The 22,355-nt window shown below is 44.5% G+C and carries 18 protein-coding genes; 4 read left to right on the forward strand and 14 right to left on the reverse strand.

Annotated features, from left to right (window positions below; translation table 11 throughout):
• Positions 1-14: 14 nt before the first annotated feature.
• Positions 15-1,364, reverse strand: a complete 1,350-nt coding sequence (locus tag U2P89_RS08615; RefSeq protein ID WP_091909371.1) for an APC family permease — start codon at positions 1,362-1,364, stop codon at positions 15-17.
• A 243-nt stretch (positions 1,365-1,607) separates the two neighbouring features.
• Positions 1,608-2,063, reverse strand: a complete 456-nt coding sequence (locus tag U2P89_RS08620; protein ID WP_091909374.1) for a helix-turn-helix domain-containing protein — start codon at positions 2,061-2,063, stop codon at positions 1,608-1,610.
• A gap of 964 nt (positions 2,064-3,027) precedes the next feature.
• On the opposite strand from U2P89_RS08620, the gene U2P89_RS08625 reads away from it, so the two are divergent.
• Positions 3,028-3,519: a glutathione peroxidase gene (locus U2P89_RS08625; protein WP_175456850.1), complete on the forward strand. Its 492-nt coding sequence runs from the start codon at positions 3,028-3,030 to the stop codon at positions 3,517-3,519.
• Here the strand turns inward: U2P89_RS08625 and holA are convergent.
• A complete protein-coding gene (gene holA / locus U2P89_RS08630; protein ID WP_091909377.1) occupies positions 3,516-4,538 on the reverse strand; it encodes a DNA polymerase III subunit delta in 1,023 nt (340 codons plus the stop codon). The genes U2P89_RS08625 and holA overlap by 4 nt on opposite strands.
• A 62-nt stretch (positions 4,539-4,600) precedes the next feature.
• On the reverse strand, positions 4,601-5,377 hold the full coding sequence (locus U2P89_RS08635) for an AMP nucleosidase (protein ID WP_076930656.1): 777 nt from the start codon (positions 5,375-5,377) through the stop codon (positions 4,601-4,603).
• Between the two features lie 65 nt (positions 5,378-5,442).
• On the opposite strand from U2P89_RS08635, the gene U2P89_RS08640 reads away from it, so the two are divergent.
• Positions 5,443-5,907: a type I restriction enzyme HsdR N-terminal domain-containing protein gene (locus U2P89_RS08640; RefSeq protein WP_019540855.1), complete on the forward strand. Its 465-nt coding sequence runs from the start codon at positions 5,443-5,445 to the stop codon at positions 5,905-5,907.
• A gap of 138 nt (positions 5,908-6,045) precedes the next feature.
• On the opposite strand, the gene panB is transcribed toward U2P89_RS08640, so the two are convergent.
• The 6 genes from panB to U2P89_RS08670 all read right to left on the reverse strand — a co-directional run bounded on the left by panB (position 6,046) and on the right by U2P89_RS08670 (position 12,806).
• Complete coding sequence (gene panB / locus U2P89_RS08645; protein WP_091909383.1) at positions 6,046-6,882, reverse strand: 3-methyl-2-oxobutanoate hydroxymethyltransferase; 837 nt, start codon at positions 6,880-6,882, stop codon at positions 6,046-6,048.
• A gap of 302 nt (positions 6,883-7,184) precedes the next feature.
• Positions 7,185-8,762, reverse strand: a complete 1,578-nt coding sequence (locus U2P89_RS08650; protein WP_019540857.1) for an OmpP1/FadL family transporter — start codon at positions 8,760-8,762, stop codon at positions 7,185-7,187.
• A 30-nt stretch (positions 8,763-8,792) separates the two neighbouring features.
• Entirely contained in the window at positions 8,793-10,130 is a 1,338-nt protein-coding gene (locus U2P89_RS08655) for a hypothetical protein (protein WP_091909386.1), read from the reverse strand.
• 239 nt (positions 10,131-10,369) lie between these two features.
• Positions 10,370-11,128 carry an MBL fold metallo-hydrolase gene (locus tag U2P89_RS08660; protein ID WP_091909389.1) on the reverse strand — a complete coding sequence of 253 codons (759 nt, stop codon included), beginning with the start codon at positions 11,126-11,128 and terminating at the stop codon, positions 10,370-10,372.
• A 108-nt stretch (positions 11,129-11,236) separates the two neighbouring features.
• Entirely contained in the window at positions 11,237-11,749 is a 513-nt protein-coding gene (locus U2P89_RS08665; RefSeq protein ID WP_076930662.1) for an SPOR domain-containing protein, read from the reverse strand.
• A gap of 211 nt (positions 11,750-11,960) precedes the next feature.
• Positions 11,961-12,806 carry a DUF4382 domain-containing protein gene (locus U2P89_RS08670; RefSeq protein WP_091909393.1) on the reverse strand — a complete coding sequence of 282 codons (846 nt, stop codon included), beginning with the start codon at positions 12,804-12,806 and terminating at the stop codon, positions 11,961-11,963.
• A 241-nt stretch (positions 12,807-13,047) separates the two neighbouring features.
• Between U2P89_RS08670 and U2P89_RS08675 the strand changes: the two genes are divergently transcribed.
• On the forward strand, positions 13,048-13,650 hold the full coding sequence (locus U2P89_RS08675) for a hypothetical protein (RefSeq protein WP_092025228.1): 603 nt from the start codon (positions 13,048-13,050) through the stop codon (positions 13,648-13,650).
• Between the two features lie 110 nt (positions 13,651-13,760).
• Complete coding sequence (locus U2P89_RS08680; RefSeq protein WP_416188629.1) at positions 13,761-16,676, forward strand: M16 family metallopeptidase; 2,916 nt, start codon at positions 13,761-13,763, stop codon at positions 16,674-16,676.
• 228 nt (positions 16,677-16,904) lie between these two features.
• On the opposite strand, the gene gcvP is transcribed toward U2P89_RS08680, so the two are convergent.
• The 4 genes from gcvP to U2P89_RS08700 form a co-directional block, all read right to left on the reverse strand.
• A complete protein-coding gene (gene gcvP / locus U2P89_RS08685; protein WP_091909419.1) occupies positions 16,905-19,754 on the reverse strand; it encodes an aminomethyl-transferring glycine dehydrogenase in 2,850 nt (949 codons plus the stop codon).
• A gap of 117 nt (positions 19,755-19,871) precedes the next feature.
• Complete coding sequence (locus tag U2P89_RS08690) at positions 19,872-20,519, reverse strand: MBL fold metallo-hydrolase (RefSeq protein ID WP_091909402.1); 648 nt, start codon at positions 20,517-20,519, stop codon at positions 19,872-19,874.
• Positions 20,520-20,697: 178 nt separating this feature from the next.
• Entirely contained in the window at positions 20,698-21,336 is a 639-nt protein-coding gene (rsmG, locus tag U2P89_RS08695) for a 16S rRNA (guanine(527)-N(7))-methyltransferase RsmG (RefSeq protein WP_416188631.1), read from the reverse strand.
• A partial coding sequence (locus tag U2P89_RS08700) for an RsiV family protein (RefSeq protein WP_322191200.1) occupies positions 21,318-22,355 on the reverse strand: 1,038 nt, incomplete at its 5' end. The genes U2P89_RS08700 and rsmG, both read right to left, overlap by 19 nt.

Consider the following 22,355-nt stretch of genomic DNA (forward strand, 5'->3'; position numbering starts at 1 on the left):
ATATTACTGAACAACTACCGAATATCATCCATAGGTTTCCGGAAGAAAGAGGCTCCCCATCCCGTCAATAGCAAGGCTACTCCCACCAGTGCTCCCGTTCCGGTGACGGAAAGACTGGAGTAGAGCATGTAAGCACAGAAAGCGACAAAGAGAAAGGGTATAACCGGATATAGTGGCACTTTGAAAGGGCGCGGGACATCCGGTTGTTTCTTCCTCAATACGAACAGGCTCAGTCCGGTACATAGAAAGAAAAACCAGAAGACCGGTGCTGTAAAATCGACCATGGCTTCAAAACCGTTACGGGTAAATGCGCCAAAAACGATCAATACCACCGCAATCACTCCCTGCAATATCAATGAATTGACAGGTGATGATTTTTCTTTATCCCATTTTCCCAGAAATGCCAATGGAGAAAAATCCTTTCCCAACGCATAATTAGCCCTGGCTCCTGTAAAAATAGTCGTATTCAGTGAGGTAAGAGCAAAAATTGAAACCAACAGGCCGATCAGGATTACCCCCTTTTCACCCAGTGTAGCCCGCATCATATCCACGCCTACGGCTTCCGATGCCGCCATCCCGCTTAATCCCAGCACATTCAGGAAAGCCAGATTCATCAGCAGATAAACCAGTGTGATAATCAGAATACTGGTAACCAGCACCAATGCCATTTTCCGACTTCCGGTCTTCAATTCCGCAGAAATGTATGCCGCTTCATTCCAACCGCCAAACGTCAATAGTACAAAGATAAGCGCCAGACCTATCGATGCATTGGAGGGGGCATCCACAGCCCGCGACGACATCTGCACCGTTGTGGTGGGTTCCACTAAAAATCCGGCCAGGACTATGATTAAAATCCCGATAATCTGCAGTGCCATGAACAGCTTTTGAAGACCCGTACCAAAACGGATACCCAATATATTTACCAATGTGAGCGAGATCACAATGGCTCCGGCATAAAAAGCAGAAGAATAGGCTCCCAAAGGAAGAAGTTCCGCCAGATAATCTCCTGCAATATAAGCCAGTATAGCAATAGATCCCGTCTGTGTGACCGTAACACGTGACCAGGCAAATAAGAATGAGAATCTTTTTCCAAAGGCAGTTTTCAGAAAGTGGTAATCACCGCCTGCATTGGGGAAAGCAGAGCTTAGTTCTGAATAACAAAGGGCGCCGGTCAGAGAAATAATCCCTCCGAGTACCCATGTGGCAACAAACCAAAATTGGTCGGGGGAGTTGGTCGCAACGACTGATGGGGTTCGGAAAATTCCTGCACCAATCACAATCCCTACAATAAGGACAATAGCATCAATCAGCCGTAATGCCGGTGCCGGTGCGGACAGGTCTGTATGTCGAACTTTTTCCTTCATCGGGCAACACGTTTTAAGTTTGTCCGGTGGTTACATAAACGAAAGACTTGGTTTCATATATCCTGCAGCAAAGACAGGATCACCATTCGTCCTTCTTCATCGACAGCAATGTGCCGAGTATACAAATACCGAAAAATCAAAAATATGAATATTCACAGCAAAGAAATGTATCCTTTTTAAATGTTTAACTTTTTTATGAAGCTATTTCGAAAGGACAAGGTGAAGACGCCAAGGACTATACAGCTATTTCAGGTGAGGGCCGAATATCTCAAAAGTATTGTCATCATAATAAATAATTATTTGCGTGATTTTCCGGTCATTATTTTTTGAGGGGATAATCATCTTGTTTTCTGTCAATTGAGCATTATAATCGAGTTGTTTAAAGCCCTTTTCTTTCGATTTTTCAATGGCTTCCACCGCCCTGGCCCTATTCGTTGCATCCTGATTGAATAAATCGGGCTCTGGAAAAACTGAATTACCCCCATATCCTTCTTTATACATATTACCGGTACCATTGATCAGCCATTCGCTATTGATGTAGTCCATTTCACTCAGGATCTTTGTAACCACATCCAGGCTGGGGTTATTTCTTCCATTCAATATATGAGAAATAATAGCCCGGTTGATCTGTAGCTTATCCGCAAATTTTGCCGGCGTCAGATTCTCTTTTTCCATGATTAGTTTGATGCGATCCTTCATACAATCATTTTTTAGGCATTATCAGAACAATAGTAATCAATTTTATTACAAAAGTAACGACACAAATGTATAATAAGTTATTCACAAATGAAAATTATTTTTAGATATAAATGTAAATTACAAATGTTTATCAATCGGATTACAATTGTGCCCACATTCGGATGTAATTCTGTAAACAATCATAAAGTATACTAAACTATTTATTCATTATTTATACATAATAAAATCATATATAACTATATAATTACATAAAAACCTCTGTTTTTTAACATTATCGGGGATCAAATCCCGTTCATTAAAACCGCATCTATTCTTTAGATTTATAAATTAAATATAATCATCTTTTATATAGATATATAGCATAGGAATATAGTCTGATGCTAAACTGTTAAACCTTAAAATATAGAATTGTAAAGACCATTCTATTGTAAACAACATATTTAATAAACAAATGTGTCAACATCTTTTGTTTACTTTTGTAAAATACACAAACCTATTTACAATATACATTTATTCGTTAAAAATTATTATCAACCAAATAGCAAAGGCTATTTTCAGTGAGAATTGCATAGATTCGTACAGAATTACTAAAAGAGGGGTACAACTCTACCCACAGAGAGTTTAATCATAGATATATATCTGAATTATAGATATTTAAATCGATTTTTTCATGTCTTTATTTTACACTGGAAAAAAATATTTAAAGGAATGAACCGTTTGCTTACCATCACTGTTTAATAATGGGACATTATTTTGATGGAGAAGAGAGAAGAAAACTTGTTCAATCGATATCGAAGGTAAAATGTCGAATGTGATTTTTTTAAACAGAATGAATATGCAATTATCAACTATAAAACTTTGGGCTGTCTTAATATTCATTTTTATCGCTATACAATGTAACGGTCAAGGAAGACAAGACCAAACAAGCGGGCAAAAAGCAGTAAGCGCAGCAAATAATCAGAATATGGAATCAAGAAAGACTTTGCACGATTTCACCGTGAAGGATATAGACGGGAATGATTTCAGCTTGGCTTCCCTGAAGGGAAAAAAAGTGCTGGTGGTGAATGTAGCTTCGAAGTGCGGGCTGACTCCTCAATACGAGCAACTGCAGGAACTTTATGAGAAATACCGGCATCTGAATTTCGTCGTTATTGGTTTTCCGGCTAACAATTTTCTTGGACAGGAGCCGGGTAGCAATCTTGAAATCAAGGAATTCTGTACAGCCAATTATGGAGTGACCTTTCCCATGATGGAAAAGATCAGTGTGAAGGGTAAGAATCAGGCTCCATTGTATCAATGGCTTACAAAAAAATCAGAGAACGGGGTCATGGATCAAAAGGTAACCTGGAACTTTCAGAAGTTCATGGTCGATGAAGAGGGACATTTGGTTGATGCTGTGATGCCGAAGGAAAGCCCTATGAGCGACAAGATAATAAACTGGATCACCGGGAATTAATGCATAATCCTATAAACGAGCTCCTTCAACAGATCTCCCTGGGAAGCCGACACATTGTCTACCCCCTTTGACCGGGCATCGAATGTACGCAGGTCTGAGATGATTTCCATCACTTTCTGGGCGTTATAATTACGCAGGCCTGTCATATAATCACGTACGAAATAAGCTGATTTCATATTCAATGCATTCATAATGCTTTGTTCATCCTTTCGTGGTAACCAGAAGCATTCCAGAAGGTTACTGAAATAGTTGAACAGCACGGCGATCGTGGCCATCATCGGATTTTCTTTCGGATTCTTATCAAAGTAATCTACGATCCGGTTAGCAGCCACTACATTTTTGGAAATGACAGCTTTCTGTAGCTCAAAATTATTGTAATCCTTACTGATACCCACATTTCTCTCTATCAATGCGGATGTAATACGCTGTTCTCCTTCGGGAAGTGAGACCTCCAATTTTTGAAGTTGAGGGATCAGTTTGCTGATATCGTTTCCTACGTAATCGGTCAGCATCTGTGCCGATTTCTCATCTATACCTATTCCTCTCTCTTTCAGCCAGGATTGAATAAATGCCGGTATCTGGTTTTCGTACAATTTCTTCGATTCAAATACCTCTCCTGTTTTAAGTATGCTTTTGACTACAGCCTTCCGTTTATCTACCGTGCCATGTTTGTAATTGATTACCAGAATAGTGGAAGGCATCGGATTCTTGGCATATAAGTCGAGCAACTCGAACTTGTCGAGATTCTGAGCCTCTTTCACAATAATAAGCTGGTATTCCGCCATCATAGGGAAACGGCGAGCAGATGAGATAATAAGGTTGACATCAGCATCTACTCCGTAGAAAGTGAGCATATTGAAATCTTTCTCCGTTTCAGTCAACACTGTGTCGGAGAGCAAATCGGTCAATACATCTATAAAATAGGACTCATCGCCCATAAAGAGATATATGGGTTTGAACCGACGTTGCAGAATATCGTTGCGGACAGAGTTAAAAGATGATTGTGTGGATGCAGCCATTTTCTTAATGTGATAATATAACTAATGTATCAATCAGTAATTTGTAATTTGTAATTTATTTATCACCAGTCGAAGCGCAAATGTTTGATGGTAGAACCTCTGTTCATAATGGATGACAGCGACTTGATACCTATTTTCACATGCTCTTCCACAAAATTTTCTGTAATATGCTGATCACTTTTTTCAGTCTTCACACCGGTAGAGATCAACGGTTGGTCGGACACAAGCAGCAATGCCCCCGTAGGAATGCGATTGGCAAAGCCGCAGGTGAAGAGCGTGGCCGTTTCCATATCTACTGCCATGGCACGGATCTGCCTCAGATAATTCTTAAAATCATCGTCGTATTCCCACACACGGCGATTGGTAGTATATACAGTACCTGTCCAGTAATCCCGGCTAAAGTCGCGCACATTGGACGAAACCGCCCTTAGGAGGCTGAATGCCGGCAGGGAGGGTACTTCGGGCGGGAAATAATCATTCGACGTACCTTCGCCACGGATAGCGGCAATGGGTAGAATGTAATCTCCCAACTCACTCCTCGATTTCAATGCACCGCATTTTCCCAGGAAAAGCACTGCCGAGGGTGATACAGCGCTCAGCAAATCCATGATGGTAGCGGCATTGGCACTACCCATTCCGAAATTGATGATGGTGATACCGTTGGCAGAAGCGTTGGGCATATTGGCGTCTAAACCGACTATAGGAGCATTGAAATGATCGGCGAAAATCTCGACATACTTTTGAAAGTTAGTCAATAAAACAAATTTGGTGAATTCATCAAGTGACCTTTTCGTATATCTGGGGAGCCAATTCTCCACAATTTCCTGTTTTGTTTTCATACGATCTCACATAAAAAAGGTAATTTTGTGCCGGCTATACCGTTATTCTGCAAACAAAGATACAAATGTGCGATTTAAATTTGCCATCTTTCGATACAAAAATCCGTAAAAAGGGCGAGGGGTTGGAGATCTTCGATCCTCTACGGAAAAAATATGTGACGCTGACTCCTGAAGAGTGGGTACGCCAGCATTTTGTCCAGTATCTGATTTCTGAGAAACAATTTCCCGGCTCGCTGATAGCCAACGAGGCGGGAATTAAACTGAACTCGCTTTCAAAAAGATGTGATACGGTGGTCTACAACCGCAGGCTTGAACCGGTAATGATCGTGGAGTACAAAAGACCGGACGTAATCATAACACAAGAGGTATTCGACCAGATCACCCGGTACAACAGCGTATTAAAAGTTCCCTATATCGTTGTGTCCAATGGGTTAGTACACCATTGTTGCCACATGGACTATGAACAGCAGTCCTATCGTTACCTTACAGAAATCCCCACTTACCAGGAATTAAAAGTGAATAGTGAATAATGAAAAAGTTGAGAAGTGAAGAAAATCAACTTTCCCAGAAATAGGGACAAGTTCCCGAAGAATCGGGACAAGTTATCCTGACTTGTCGGGATCGCCACATCAACCTAATCACTTTCCCACCTTCCTACTTTCCCCCAATTAATAGCTTTCTTCTACCGAAGGGAAATCGGTCGATTTGACGTCGCTTATGTATTGCTGGACAGCAGTAGTGATCTCATCAAAGAGATTAGCGTAGCGGCGCAGGAAACGGGGTGAAAAGCCTTTGTTCAACCCCAGCATATCATGCATCACCAGCACCTGCCCGTCCACCTGAGCACCGGCCCCAATCCCTATCGTCGGAATAGTCAGTTCGGCCGTCACTTCGCCTGCCAGTCCTGCCGGAATTTTTTCCAACACGATGGAGCAGCATCCTATTTCCTGCAACAAACGGGCATCCTCCATCAGCTTGGCGGCTTCCTCTTCTTCTTTGGCGCGTACGGCATAGGTTCCGTATTTGTTAATCGATTGCGGCATCAGGCCCAGGTGCCCCATCACCGGAATACCTGCATTCAGGATGGCCTTGATCGATTCGAGTATCTCTTTCCCTCCCTCCAGCTTCAGGCAATCGGCCTGCGTCTCCTTCATGATCTTCACCGCATTGCCAACCGCCTCGTAAGGATCTCCCTGATAACTGCCGAAAGGCATATCCACAATCACCATTGCCCGCTTTACTGCGTTCATCACTGACTTTCCATGATAGATCATCTGCTCTACCGTCATCGGTAAGGTGGTAGTGTTTCCCGCCATCACATTAGAAGCCGAATCCCCTACCAGGATCACATCAATACCGGCCTGATCGATTACAGATGCCATGGAATAGTCATAGGCTGTGAGCATTGATATTTTTTCGCCCTGTTGCTTCATCTCGCGCAAACGGTATGTAGTTACTTTCTTCTGGTTGGCGGTGGTAAGATACCCTTTTTTATCTTCTGACATCTTTACAGTTTTAATGGTTTACTTGAAAATGAGTCTCACGTTTTCTATTGCAAAGGTAGTGCTTTTACAGATTCTTTTCACATTTTCTACCTGTTTTCAAAATGCACGATCCATCCATGCTTTTAATCTGCGGCACAAAAAAGCCGAGACTGAATATTGTCCCGGCCTCTTTTGACAGAAATTCATTATTTATTTCATAAGTTAGTCGTTTTGAATCGCCTTCACTCTTCGATTTCCAATTCTCGCTATGACATAGTACAAGCAAGCTTGTCCTCTGTGCTCATTTAGCTTAACGAAAACGTTTAAAACCTGTACCCTAAAGTAAGCAATCCTCTGATAGAATTGTTTTTCAGGGAGAAGGGAGCTGCATCTACTTCAAGCGCATCATTGATATAATAGTTGGGGAAAGGATACAGATCATCTTTTTGAGTTTTATAGACAATCGCCATATCAAGATAGAAATTCCTGTTGAAACGGTATCCTAATCCTCCGGTAAAGTAATGAGTGTCACCCTCTATACGGTGTATAGTATTTGAACCGGCAATGACCGCATCACCGAATTCTACCAGATCGGCATCATAGGGGTTTTGCATCCATGCATATCCCAACCGGCCGGAGAATTGAGGAGTAATACGGTATTCCATCCCCGCTTTCACGGTCGATGTCAACTTGTGATCCTGCGAAATGATTTCGTTATCGCCATCATACCAGGCAGGATCGTCCGAAGAGTTGGAAGGAAGCCTCAATTTCATCTTACTGTAATCCACCAATTCATAATCCAGGCTGGCAATAAAATTATTACCCAACACGGTTGCCACGCTGGCTACTATCTTTCCGGGTGTCTTCAGATCGTAATCGTTATAGAACTTGGCTGAATGGATACCCCCTTCTTCATAACCCACATCATAAGAGGGAAGATATGATTCGATATTTTCCAGCATTTCAGCCTGATAAGTCTCCGACAACGCATACCAGGTAGGTGTATGCCAGGCCAGACCGAACCGCAAAGCGTTCACCGGCCGGTAGATTGCTCCCAACTTGGCACCCACTCCTGCACCTTTGACAGTCATCCAATTGTTCAACGTGTATCCACCATCGTTAAAATCTTCATCAAAACGTGAATCGAGACTATAGAATATATCCTTGATAGAAAGCGACACACCGAGGTTCAGCACATTATTGATAGTAGTCCCCACGGTGAAATCATAATTATCTATATAACCTCTTTCACGCGTATCGATTCCAGCAAACGCTATCTCTCCCCTCGTATCCAACGGAATAAGATTTCTCCCGCTCTGATCGGGATGAAGAAGGAACGCATTACGCCCAAGCACCGGCAACCATGGCTGTGATAAGAACGGATCATACTCATCTTCAATCCATTCCAGGTCATCCGGACTCCCGATAATCCCATCATTCAATTTACCCTGGTAGTCATTGTAAATATAATCGAGCAGGGTACCACGGGAGTCTCCCATCGCTGAAACCCTCTTATCGAACGATTTCAACTTATTGTAAGAGAATCCGAAGTTGATCAGCGGCATCACGTCGTTTCTCAACGGGAAGTAGCCCACAAATCCAATATTATCTATATTGAAATCGGTTCTATTGGCTTTCTGGTCTCCCACAACCGAACCTTCTTTCATCAGATTCATCGTACCCGTCACTTCAGAGCTACGATACACTGCTATACCGGCAGGGTTAACGGAGACACCGGTCATGTCGCCCCCCAAGGCGCCGAAGGCTCCTCCCATCGACATAGCGCGGGCGGTCCCATGGAGATCTTCCCGTGAAAATCGTAAGGCATCGATCTCACTCTGGGCAAACAGAGGTGCCGTTAATACGAATAATGAAAAAAGAATATAAGTGATCTTCTTCATAATGATTTAGCATTTAATTATTTCATCTTATTATCTGCGACCTCCACTACGTCCGCTACTTCCACTGGAACTACGCCCGCTACTGCTACCGCCTCCTCCCAAGGAACCGGAAGAAGAACTACTTCTGCTGGGTGTGGAATAGGTAGAAGAACTCCTGGTCGTCGAACTGCTTCTCGACGGGGTTGAATAGTTGTCGTTGCTCCGACTGGGAGTGCTTTGATAAGAGCGCGACGGTGTTGTCGTACTTCTTTGATAAGTAGAACTGCTTCTTGAAGGAGTTATTGCATTTCTTTCGTAAGTTCTCGATGAACTTCTACCGCTGTTATATGTACCTGACGAGCGGGTAGATTGTGTAGTCCGGTCAATCGAACTTGACCTCGAGCCAGTAGTAGCCGAACGGTCGATTACCTGTCCATTTCTGGAATCATATACTCTGCCTGAGCTATCGACGATTCTTGTTCTTGGAGTAGTAGAGCTACTTCTGCTCACGCCGGCACTACTTCTTCCGGAAACTGCACTTCTAGAAGATGCAGTTGTAGTATTTCTTCCTGATACAGCGCTACGGGTACCACTTCTTGACGACCTGCCCGAGACATTTGCCATGGAGGCATCTCTATTGGTCGCAGCACTCCGTCTGTAAGTACTTCTTCCGGTACGGTTATGGGTCAGACTGCTGTAATATCCGTCATAAAAACCGTGATAGTAACCGCCACCACCCCAGTATCCGCCATAATACCATGGATCATACCAACCGCCATAATACCATGGGGAGTACCATCTGCTGTAGTACCACGGGCTATGCCAGCCGTAATACCAGGGGGAGTGCCACCTGCTATAATACCAGGGACTACCCCAGCCGTACCAGCCGCCATAGTACCACGGATCATACCAGGAGTCATACCAGGGATAATAGTAGGAGCCCCATCCCATACCGTAGTATATATTGGTGTTCCATCCGCGGTTGTTATAATTCTCATAGAGATCATCGCCCACATAGACAATCACCTCATCCGCACCGGTAATTTTAATGCTCGATTCCGGATCATGGAACCGGACGATCCGGTCGGTATATGCATACTCTTCATAATTATTCTGATCCTGTTCATTGACAGTATCGGCTACTGATTCGTTGCTGCTACCTCGACGATTATACTCATCGACATCCCTGCCGTTGGCCGTCACCTCCATGTTCGAAGCATCACCCTGCACGATCACCACTTTTTTCTTTTGTGGCTCTTCGGCTTTCTTCTGAACCTTTACCGGTTCTTTTTGGGTAGGATCGGCATAGATATCATCCCATTCCTGGGCGAAACCGAACAACGGTACAGCGACCAGCAAAACCGTAAGTAAGTTTTTTATAGTCTTCATAGTCTCTCCCTCTTTCTTTATATTTGTTTGTAAATAATTTTATCTGTCATCATTTATGACTCAGAAACTTCGGAAAAGTTTAAATAAAGAACGACTAAAGTTTGTCTACCCCTCCCTGTCCTAAACACACTTCCTAAGCACACTGGCACACAAATATAACAATTATCACACAATAAAGATGTATAGGGTTACAAAACGCTGCATCCGGTTTGGTTAAAAAAACAAAACCACCGTTTTGGTCACACTGATATTTGCAGGCCGTCATATGCCAGTAAGACGTGGTCCGGAAGTTCCCTTTCCAAATCCGCATGCATGCCTATTTCATGGCTCATATGGGTCAGATAAGATGTTGTAGGCTTCACCATGTCTATTATTTTCAATGCCTGGTCCAATGTTTGGTGTGAAATATGTTCTGTCTTCCTGAGTGCGCTGATGACCAGTGTATCTATACCCTCCAATTTTTTCAGTTCGGTTTCCTCCATCGTCTTTACATCAGTCAGATATGCAAAATTCCGTATCCGGAATCCCAGGATAGGCAGCCTGTAGTGCATTACCCGGATAGGGGTTACTGTTACCGTTCCTATCTGAAAATCCTCGTCTGCACTGATCCGCCTGACAGCAAGATTAGGGACTCCACTGTATTTATATCCTGAGAAACAGTAGGGTAATCTTTCCCTGAGGGCATTCTCCAACCTCTCCTCCATATAGAGATCTACCGGGCCGAAAACAGAAAAGGGCCGCAAGTCATCAATTCCTCCCACATGGTCATAATGCTCATGGGTAAGGAGGATGCCATCTATTTTTTCGAACGGAAAAGCCAATACCTGTTGCCTGAAATCGGGTGAACAATCGATCATAAGCACTTTCCCATCGATCTCAATCCTCACCGATGTCCGGAGTCTCCAGTCCCTTGGGTCTGTCGACTTGCAGACTTCACATCCGCATCCGAGTTGCGGGACACCGGTAGAAGTACCCGTACCCAGAAATATCACTTTCATATCACAATTTTAAGAAAAAAGCCGCCACATTCTCAGAAATGGGCAGCTTTCGATTTGTATATTATATTAATTCAATACAAGCAGAAGTGAATATAAATAAGATATAGATCAATACTCTCTTTCCAGAATCCAAAGATCATTGAAAGGTACTCCGTAGGTTCTTCTCAAGTATTCGGTATCACCTTTGGCAGAATATGTACGATAAATTTCATCTCGTTTGGCTGCTGCTTGTGCTCTATCATCGTAGCTGGCAACGATCACGCGATACATTCCTTGCTCATTCTGCGCCAGGATCACTGAATGCCCTTCGTTCTCCATCCGGCCTTTTAATGATTCGGCATTCAATTTCACACTCAGTGAGGCAATTACCACACTATATTTTCTCAATCCCGCAGCATCGGTCGGGTAAACCGCTTCCACCTTCTCTTTTCTTACGGAAACTTCTACGGGAGGAAGGGGGCTGGCATCTTTCACCACTGTGGTGGGCTGAGATGCAGTTTGTTGCATTTCTCTCTCTTTGGCTGCTTCATACACCTGTTTATAAGCACTTTGCTTGGGTTTGCAGGATACCCCGATAAGCAGCAGGGTTACTAAAACCAACGCGTAATGGAATTTTTTCATGCCTGTTCACTTGTTTATTAAATTGTTTACTTTTGATCAACTCTCAACGCTTTCGTTAAGCAGGAGCAGCACAAATTTACTTGTTTTGCCGAGCACAGAAAACGACTCATGTAATTGAATCCGCCATTCGTTTGTATTATAACGGAATCTTGCAGCAAAGATAATAAAGATGCCTATGATTGCATCTTTGTGTGTGTGAAAATAAATTAAATCACTCCTCTGACAGACGCTTTAACCGGATAGGTTTGGTAGGGATGTTGAAGGTCTCTCCCTGTTCAATGGTAACGATGACCACCGTATCCCTGAAGTTCGCCTGCGGATCGGGAACAAAGTGTACTTCCCAATCGCCCTCGTTTAACCCTATAAACTGGAACATAAGCATTTGGTCGCCGAGGTTCTCCCTCTCGGGAATGGAGAGAAAAGTATCCTTTTCCTGTATGACTTTCACATACGGATTGGCATCAAGAGGTGCTACATAACCTTTTAATTTTCCTCCATAGACCTCGGGAAAAGCTCTTGCCACCGGATAGAGATAATTGTCACCCTCTTCCGTCTTCACTACAGAAAGGGCGGCATTGAGGTCGATAACCATACTGGAGATAGTGTTGAGCCGCATTTCCATACTGACGGCATCGATCACCAGCCCATCCTCTAAATCAGGGTGTATACTCAGCGGTATGGTCTTAATGGAATCGGTTATAACTACCATACGATTGTCGTTACCGAACTTCAGTTTAATCTGTTGTAATTCCTTACCTGCAGGAACATATTGGTCTACCAGTTGTATCATTTTTCCGTTCCTTAACGTCAAAACGTCATATGTTTTTCCGGAAAATTCAAGAGTATACCACTCTCCCTCATGCATAGCGGTATCTACCAGAAAAACCGATATCTCACTGATGTCTACGTAAAACTCCTTCATGGCCACCGAGGCTGCATCTGTCAACTTGAGACGTAGACGGGAAGAATTGACACTGGGATCCTCATCTTCACATGCCTGCCCCAGAAATAAGAGCACTGCAATGAGAACTATATATCGAAAAATCCTGTAATACATATTATTAACGTCTGTTTAATGATACATCAACCGCAAAATTACATAAATCCGCATCGCATACGTCACAAAAAACAATTAATTTTCATGAATTCCTTAAAAACAAATTGTTTTTATATCTGTTATATTTAATATGGGAAGGTGGGAAAGTGGGAAAGTGAAATTCCTGGACTTGTTCACTTTTAAGTTCAAGCTTCTTAGTCCTTAGTTCTCAATTCTAGTATAAACAAACATAAATAATTTTATGACGAAAACTAACACATTCCTCATTTTTATCTCCTTTCTGATAATCTTTTTTGGTATATCATGTAATCAACAGAATAAAAAGAATGAAGAGAAAAGCGTTTCTCTATCTGCAATCGAAGATTCAAATACTCCACCGCATCCATCCCCTGAAGAGTTATTCGACCGCCTGTTGGCTTCCTTCGGCGACGATTGGATGGAAAGAGAAGCCGACCCCACTCTTTATCCTGAATATTACGGCGGGGCTTTTATCAATAGCAACGGCATCTTTGTGGTTGCGGTAACCGGTAACAGCGAGGAATACAAAAAACGTCTGGCAGAGATACTCGGTACAGATAACTTTAAGATGGAGACTGTGCAATATTCCTACCGTCAGATGATGCGGGTGATGGACAGCATAGATGCGTTCCTGATGAATAGTGCTATTCCTGAAGACCATCCGTTGATGAATCGTTTTGCCGGTGCCTATCCCGATGTGATGGAAAATCGCGTAAAAGTGCTTCTCACAAAAGTGGACGATGCTACTATCCGACTTTTCCGGAAAGATGTAGTAAATTCTCCCCTCCTGATATTCGAACAGGGAGAATTACCGGGATCAATGTAGAAAAGAACAATGTTTTAACGGTAGGCCAAAACCGATGCTTGGATCCAAGTATCCCGGCTCTGAGATCTTTCATTTGATGACCTAACTTAGTATAATAAAAATATTATGTCATGAAAAAATCAACTAGATTCTTCGCATCAATGGTAGCTATTCTTTTCGCTACAGCCCTTCTGGCACAGGATGCGTCTTACACTTACGAAAGTGTTTCCAATGACCCGATCAACACGCGTATTTATACGCTGGACAACGGACTGAAAGTGTATATGAGTGTGAACAAAGAAACACCTCGCATACAAACCTTTATTGCTGTCCGTGTAGGTGGTAAAAATGATCCTGCCGAAACAACTGGCCTGGCTCATTATTTTGAACATCTGATGTTTAAAGGAACTGACAAGTTCGGTACATTGAATTATGAGAAAGAAAAGCCGTTGCTCGACGAAATCGAACGTCTCTTCGAGATATATCGTAACACCACGGATGAAGATGCACGTACAGCCATTTACCAGCAAATAGACAGTGTTTCATACGAAGCATCAAAACTGGCTATTCCCAACGAGTATGATAAACTGATGTCGGCTATCGGGGCCACGGGAACCAATGCCTACACCGGTTTCGATATGACGGTCTACACAGACGACATTCCATCGAACCAGGTGGAGAACTGGGCGAAGATACAGGCGGAACGTTTCCAGAATAATGTGATCCGGGGATTCCATACCGAGCTCGAAACCGTGTATGAAGAGAAAAACATGTCACTCACGCAAGACGGTCGCAAAGTGTATGAAAAGATGCTGGCAACGCTCTTCCCCCACCACCCTTACGGCACACAAACGGTGCTGGGATCGCAGGAACACTTGAAAAATCCTTCCATTACCAATATCAAGGAGTATTACAAAACCTACTATGTGCCCAATAATATGGCTGTCTGCCTTGCCGGTGATTTCGATCCTGATGAGATGATCAGGATCATCGACACCCATTTCGGAAGCATGAAACCCAACAGGAGCCTTCCACCTCTGCCTGTGACTAATGAACAAGAAGTTACAGAACCGCTCTACGTTGAAGTACTCGGCCTGGAAGCCGCCAACGTTTCGCTGGGTTGGCGCTTCCCGGGATCGGCAAGCCAGGAGAAAGACCTGCTCGACATCATCAGCCTGATCATGAACAACGGACAGGCAGGCCTTGTCGACCTGAACCTGATCCAGCAACAAAAAGTGCTCTCAGCCTATGCCGGGCTTTACAGCATGAGCGATTACTGCGCATTTGTCATGGGTGCCAATCCCAAACAGGGACAGACGCTGGAGGAAGCCCGCGACTTGCTTCTCGGACAGATTGATAAGCTGAAGAAAGGAGAATTTTCTGAAGAACTTATTTCTGCATCGGTCAACAACCTGAAGTTAAGCCAGATGCGGCGAATAGAGAGTAATGCGGGGCGTGCCAACTGGTTCGTGAATACTTTCATCAACGGGCTGGACTGGAAAGACCAGGTCGACCGTTTAGACCGTCTCGCACGGATCACGAAACAAGATGTGGTTAATTTTGCCAATGCCTATTTTAAAGAGAATTACGCTGTGATCTACAAACGTGAAGGCAAGGACCCCAACGAGCTGAAGATCGCCAAGCCGCAGATCACCCCTATCGTGATGAACCGCGATGCCCGCAGTGAGTTTCTACTCGGGATACAACAGGCAGAGGTGGAACCTATCGAACCGGTATTTCTCGATTTTGAAAAAGACCTGAAGAAACTGAAAGCCAAATCGGATATCCCCGTACTGTATAAACAAAATGTGAACAACGGCCTTTTCAGCCTGATCTACGTCTTCGATATGGGTAACAATACCGATAAAGCTATCGGTACTGCGTTCGAATACATGAGATATCTCGGCACCTCGACCAAGTCGCCGGAAGAGATCAAAACGGCATTTTACAACCTGGCATGTTCTTTCGGGGTATATCCGGGCAGCGAGCGGGTATATGTTATGCTTAGCGGATTAGCAGAGAACATGGACAAGGCACTGGAACTCTTTGAAGAATTGCTTGCCGATGCACAGGTGAATCCCGAAGCCTATGCCAACCTGACTGAAGATATCCTGAAAAAGCGTAACGACGCAAAACTGAATCAGGGGCAGAACTTCAACAAATTATTGCAATATGCCATCTGGGGAGCGAATTCACCCGACAAAAATATCCTTTCTGAGACAGAGCTCAATACCATGGATCCCGAAGAGCTGGTGGCAAGGATCAGGCAACTCAATCATTTTGAGCATCGTATCCTCTATTACGGGCCGGACAGCGATGACCAATTCCTTACCACACTCAATAGATTGCACCGTGTTCCCGCTACCCTGACCCCCGTACCGGAAGATAACCGCTTCAAACAGGAACCGGTAAAGGAGAACAAGGTATACCTTGCCAAATACGACGCCAAACAGATATATATGGCAATGGTGGCCAATGACGGGGTTGTATATGATCCGACGATCGAACCTACCCGGGAGATGTACAATGAATACTTCAGCGGCAACATGAACTCCATTGTATTTCAGGAAATGCGGGAGTCGCGTGGCCTTGCCTATTCGGCTTATGCTTACCTGATGCCTCCCTCGAAACTGAACCGCCCCTATATCTTACGGGCTTTTATTGCTACGCAGAACGATAAGATGGACGATGCTCTGAAAGCATTTCACCAGATACTAAACGATATGCCCGAATCGGAAAATGCCTTTAATCTGGCAAAGGACGGACTCATCACCCGCCTGCGTACCGATCGTATTATTAAGGAAAATATACTCTGGGCATATATCAACGCGCAGGATCTCGGATTAAATACCGACAGGCGCAAAGAACTGTTTAAACAGGCACAGGACATGACACTTTCCGATGTGAAAGCATTCCAGGAAAAATGGGTGAAGGACAGAACCTATTCTTACTGTATTCTGGGCAACGAAGAAGACCTCGACCTGCAACAACTCGAGACCTATGGGCCTATCATACGGCTCTCGCAGGAGGATATTTTCGGGTATTGACAATTTGCCTTAATGGTAAAATCAGGGGCTGTCCTGACGGGCAACCCCTGATTCCCTAAAAAATAATCAACATAATCTTTACATAATTTTTTCTTATCTTAGCCACAGCCTGTTCCCTTATTGTAAATTCACCCCAAATCCGGTTTTTATATCGAAATTGTTATCCAGAAAGAAACTCTCCGGCATATACCCTTTGGTTTATAATCATATCCTACAAAGAGTGAAAAATTATTGCTGACAGAGGCAGGAGACCAGGTTCCTGTCGCCATAGGCATTGTCCACACGCGCAACATTCACCCAGAACTTGTTCTCGGCTACGAACGGTAGCGGATAGGCTGCTTTACTACGCGGATATGCATGATCCCAGTCGTCCGCCGTAACCTCATACTGCGGATGTGGTGCATTCACCAACACATTGTCTTCCGCTGTATACTCACCACGCGACACCTCTATGATCTCTTCGTGGATCTGGTTCATCACAGACACGAAACGATCCAACTCGGCCAGGCTCTCACTTTCAGTCGGTTCTATCATCAGTGTCCCATGCACGGGGAAAGAGAGCGTAGGAGCATGATAACCGTAATCGATCAGACGCTTGGCTATATCGGTCTCGGTAATGCCGGACACCTCTTTCAGGCTGCGGCACTCAAGGATAAGTTCATGCCCTACTCTGCCTCTGGCACCACGATATACAATACCATAAGAGTCCTTCAGTTTCTCCGCCACATAATTCGCGCTAAGGATAGCGGCTTCAGTAGCTTCTTTCAGTCCTTCAGCTCCCATCATACGGATATAGGCATAGGTGATTTCTGTCACACCCGCACTACCGTAAGCTGCTCCCGAAACAGTGTTCTTGTCGGTCGACATAGTCACCGGATGTCCGGGCAGGAAAGGTACAAGGTGCTCGGCCACGCAGATAGGCCCTACACCGGGCCCCCCTCCACCATGGGGAATGGCGAACGTTTTATGTAGATTGAGATGGCACACATCAGCACCGATAGTACCGGGATTGGTCAATCCCACCTGTGCATTCATATTGGCGCCGTCCATATAGACCTGTCCGCCCGCTTCGTGTATCAGACGGCACATCTCCCTGATTTCCGTCTCGAAGATGCCATGCGTCGACGGATAGGTGATCATATAGGCTGCCAGGTCGTCTTTGTACTGATCTACTTTGGCCCGCAGATCATCCATATCCACATTCCCGTTAGCATCACTGGCAACCGTCACCGGCTTAAATCCGGCCTGTACTGCACTGGCGGGATTGGTTCCATGCGCCGATGCGGGGATCAACACCACCTTGCGATGCCCCTCGCCATTGCTTTCGAGGTAGCTGGCAATGGTGATCAGTCCGGCATATTCACCTGCCGCCCCCGAATTGGGTTGGAGGCTGGTGGCGGCGAATCCTGTGATCTCAGCCAGCATCTCTTCCAGTTCAGTGATCATCTGCGTATATCCTGCCACCTGTTCTAAGGGTGCGAACGGATGAATACGCTGAAATCCCGCAAGTCCCAACGGTAGCAATTCAGAAGCCGCATTCAGCTTCATGGTGCAGGAACCGAGCGAGATCATGGAATGTGCCAGTGAGATATCTTTCCGTTCGAGCCGCTTGATATAACGCATCAGTTCCGTTTCAGTATGATAGCTGTTGAAAGTGGGATGAGTAAGGAAATCGGATTTCCTGAGTTGTGACTCTTTCAAGGTGCTCTTTGCGGGTAACTCTTCGAGCAGGTAAACCTTCGAACTGCCTGCTGTCATAGCGAATGCGGCCAGCAGTTCATGTACCCGGTAAGGATTGGTAGTTTCATCGATACTGATCCCTACCTCGCCGCTTTCGAAGTAACGCAGGTTGATACTGCGAATTTCGGTATTATCACGGATATCCTGTACCGATATACCCTCGGGCAGACGGATCTTGAGCGTATCAAAATAGCTGCTGTTTAATTGCTTATAACCCATCTCCTTCAATTCCTCACTTACATGGGAGGCGATGGAGTGAATGCGGCGGGCAATATTTTTGAGTCCTTCCGGTCCATGGTAGACGGCGTAGAAGGAAGACATAGTAGCCAGCAGAGCCTGCGCCGTACAGATATTGGAAGTGGCTTTTTCACGCTTGATATGCTGTTCACGCGTCTGTAACGCCATGCGAAGCGCCTCCCTGCCATAGGCATCTTTGGAGATGCCGATGATACGCCCCGGTATGAAGCGTTTGTACTCATCGCGGGTGGCAAAGAATGCGGCGGACGGTCCTCCGTAGAACATAGGGATACCGAAACGCTGGCTGCTTCCGAAAGCAATGTCGGCACCCCATTCACCCGGAGGAATAAGTAATGTGAGCGCCATCAGATCGGTGGCTACAGCCACTTTGCACTCAATCTTGTGTGCCCTTTCAGTGAAGTCAGTATAATCCTCTGCATTTCCGTCGCTATTGGGATATTGAATGATAGCGCCAAAAAAGGGTTTATCGAAAGTGACAGTTTTATAATCACCAACAACTACTTCTATTCCTGCATAATACATCCTTGTCTTAAGCACCGCTAATGTTTGAGGAAAGATGTTCTCATCCACAAACAGCGTTTCCACCCCGTTTTTCACCTGCTCACGGCTGCGCAACCCATACATCATCGTGGCTGCTTCGGCAGCCGCAGTAGCTTCATCCAACAACGAACTATTAGCCAGCGGCAATGCGGTAAGTTCGCTTACTACCGTTTGAAAGTTAAGTAATGCCTCCAGCCGTCCCTGTGATATCTCAGCCTGATAGGGTGTATAAGAGGTGTACCATACCGGATTTTCAAAGACGTTCCGGTAAATCACTGCAGGAGTAACGGTATCATACCAACCCATACCGATATAAGAAGTGTAGATGTTATTCAGTGATGCAATATGAGCAATCTCTTCAGCATACTCGTGTTCCGACAATGCCCTGGGTAAAGAAAGAGGCTCTGTCAAACGGATATCTGAAGGGATTGTCTGATCGATCAGTTCATCCATTGACGAGAGGTCGATTGCTTCGAGCATTTTCTGTTTATCGGCCTCGGTAATACCGATATGTCGGTTTTTAAATTGTTCCATTTTTATCATAACGCGCACTAAGGGTAAATTTCTTATTATTGATCTTTTTTCTCTTCAGGACACGTGGAAAAATTCCACGTAAAAAAACGGCCGGGGGATACATTGCATAAACCGACTATAATCTTATTGCCCGACGAAAGGGTTATTCTTTTTTTCAAATCCGATGGTAGTGACAGGACCGTGTCCGGAATAGACCAACGTACTGTTGGGCAGGGTAAACATCTTGGTTTCAATACTGTTTACCAGATCCTCGTAGTTTCCCCGAGGTAGGTCTGTCCTTCCCACGCCGGCATAAAAGAGCAGGTCTCCGCCGAATACACAACCCTCCGCTTCGTGATAGAATACTACACTGCCGGGCGAATGGCCCGGAGTATGAAACACTTTCAGCGATTGATTCCCGAAAGTGATTATATCGCCTTCGTTCAGATATTTACCGATCTCCGGCCTAAAATCGGCGTTACCGCCCGGCAATCCGAACACCTGCATCTGGGCGGCTATATCTTCCAACAGGAAGAGATCGTCGGGATGGCATTGCACCTTAAGCCCGAATTGAGAGGCGAGCAGATTGATCCCAAATATATGATCAAAATGCAGGTGAGTATTCAACAGATGTTTTACCTTAAAGTTATTGTCGATCAAATAACTGAGTAACAACTCTTTTTCATCGGGATAAAAAGGGGCGGGGTCAATTACGACACACTCCCTGGTCTCGTCAGACAACACGTATGTGTTTACTCCCAACGGATTGAATTCAAATGTTTTTATATTCATTTTGCTACATTCTTATCGGGAAAGAATCAGTACCTTTTCCCGTGGTATTTTCATTTATCACAAAAATAACGCTTTCTTTTGGATTTACAGAAAATCGCGAGGAATCATTCAATTACATTAGTCGTTTTGAGTCGCCTTCACTCCCCGATTGTTAATTCCTACAGTGCCAAAGTTCAATTCAACTTAACGGGACATACACCAATTTTTTTGTCTGGAAAAACGGTTCGGAAAAGTAATCCGACAGAGAAACCAACTCCGCGACCTGTCGGAAAGGATGCAACTCAGCCGAAAGATCCCCCCCCTTCAGGCAAATAATTCCATTGGGTAAAGCGTTGATCTGTTCCCGTGAGATATTTTTACGGGAAATCCTGACCAGTTCGGGCAGCGGCATCACCGCCCTGCTCACAATAAAATGGTATTTCCTTTTTTCCTCTTCGACCCGGGCATGCACTGTTTCCACGTTCTTCAATCCTATTGTTTCGGATATCTCTTTCGCAACCTTCACTTTCTTTCCGATACTGTCAAGCAGTACAAACTGCACTTCGGGAAAGAAAATAGCCAACGGAATACCGGGAAAGCCTCCACCCGTGCCTACATCCATAATGGTAGATCCCGGGGTAAAACGGATATACCGGGCAATAGCCAACGAGTGCAGTACGTGATGCGGATAGAGATTATGGATATCCTTGCGGGAAATTACATTGATTTTGGCATTCCAGTCGGAATAAAGATCAGGCAGTGCTTCAAACTGCTGTTTCTGCTTCTCAGTAAGCGACGGAAAATAGGTTTCGAGACTTTTCACTTTAAATCGGCTAATTTAGCTGCAACGCTGTTTTCCCTCAACAGGGGGAATATCATTTCATACGGGATAAATACCTGGGGAGCATCCAATTGATATGCCGAATATTCACCCTTGTTATATGTATAAATGATTCCTTTGTCGTCCAGCAGGAAATTCTGGTTAGGCACAATCTCCCTTACACCGAAAAAACCAAGATCCTCCAGTTCCTCCACGCTCCCGGCATTAGCCTGTTCCAATAAAGACGTGATAATCAGCCGCTGAAGGGCCGTATCATAGCCGGCGTTGAAAATATCATTCTCGGTAACCTGCCTGCCTGTATTCAGATTTAAAACATAATTACGGTAGGAGTCGTAAGAAGCCGCCCCACCCTTGTTATTGGATTGTTTCACCTGAAATGAAAGAACTTCATGATAATTGTAGACAATAGAATCAGAAATGCTCTCATAATAGGAATAGAAGAAATCTTCGGTGTAATGTTCGCTGTCGGAAACATCGATGCCGGAGATAAGGCTGTTAAGTTCACGGATTTCATCTGCGCTCTCCCGGTATGTCCCTGCATCGGCGGTATAGTTCTCTATATAATTTCTTATATACGCCTGCACAGCGTCCGGAGGGGACAAAGTATCATACGGTGCACCAAAAGTATTCCTGATAAAGAACTGTTGTAACATATCCAGATTCATTTTACCACTGCTGACAGGATAAATAAAATCCACTTCTATATTACAATAAGGATTTGCCGTATCCCCGTCGAGATGGTGCCGGGCAACCAGACTGATCGTATCGAACTCAACGCTATTCTCCGCCCTGAACATACTACGTCCACTCTGCTGGTTGCAGGAAATGAAAAACGACAGCGTTAGCATGAACAGCAAGACAACCGACATTCTATGATGTATCCCCATAACGAAAGACTTTACAATTATCGGTACAAAAATACATATTTTATCGGGAATCTTCCCCGTAGATCCCCACTTTTTAATCGAGTAGGTAGGGGGATTACTCCCCCGCCCTCTCACACCACCCGGCTTGCT

Origin of the sequence: Proteiniphilum sp. (genome assembly GCF_034331125.1) — a bacterium.
Classification (GTDB): Bacteria; Bacteroidota; Bacteroidia; order Bacteroidales; family Dysgonomonadaceae; genus Proteiniphilum; species Proteiniphilum saccharofermentans.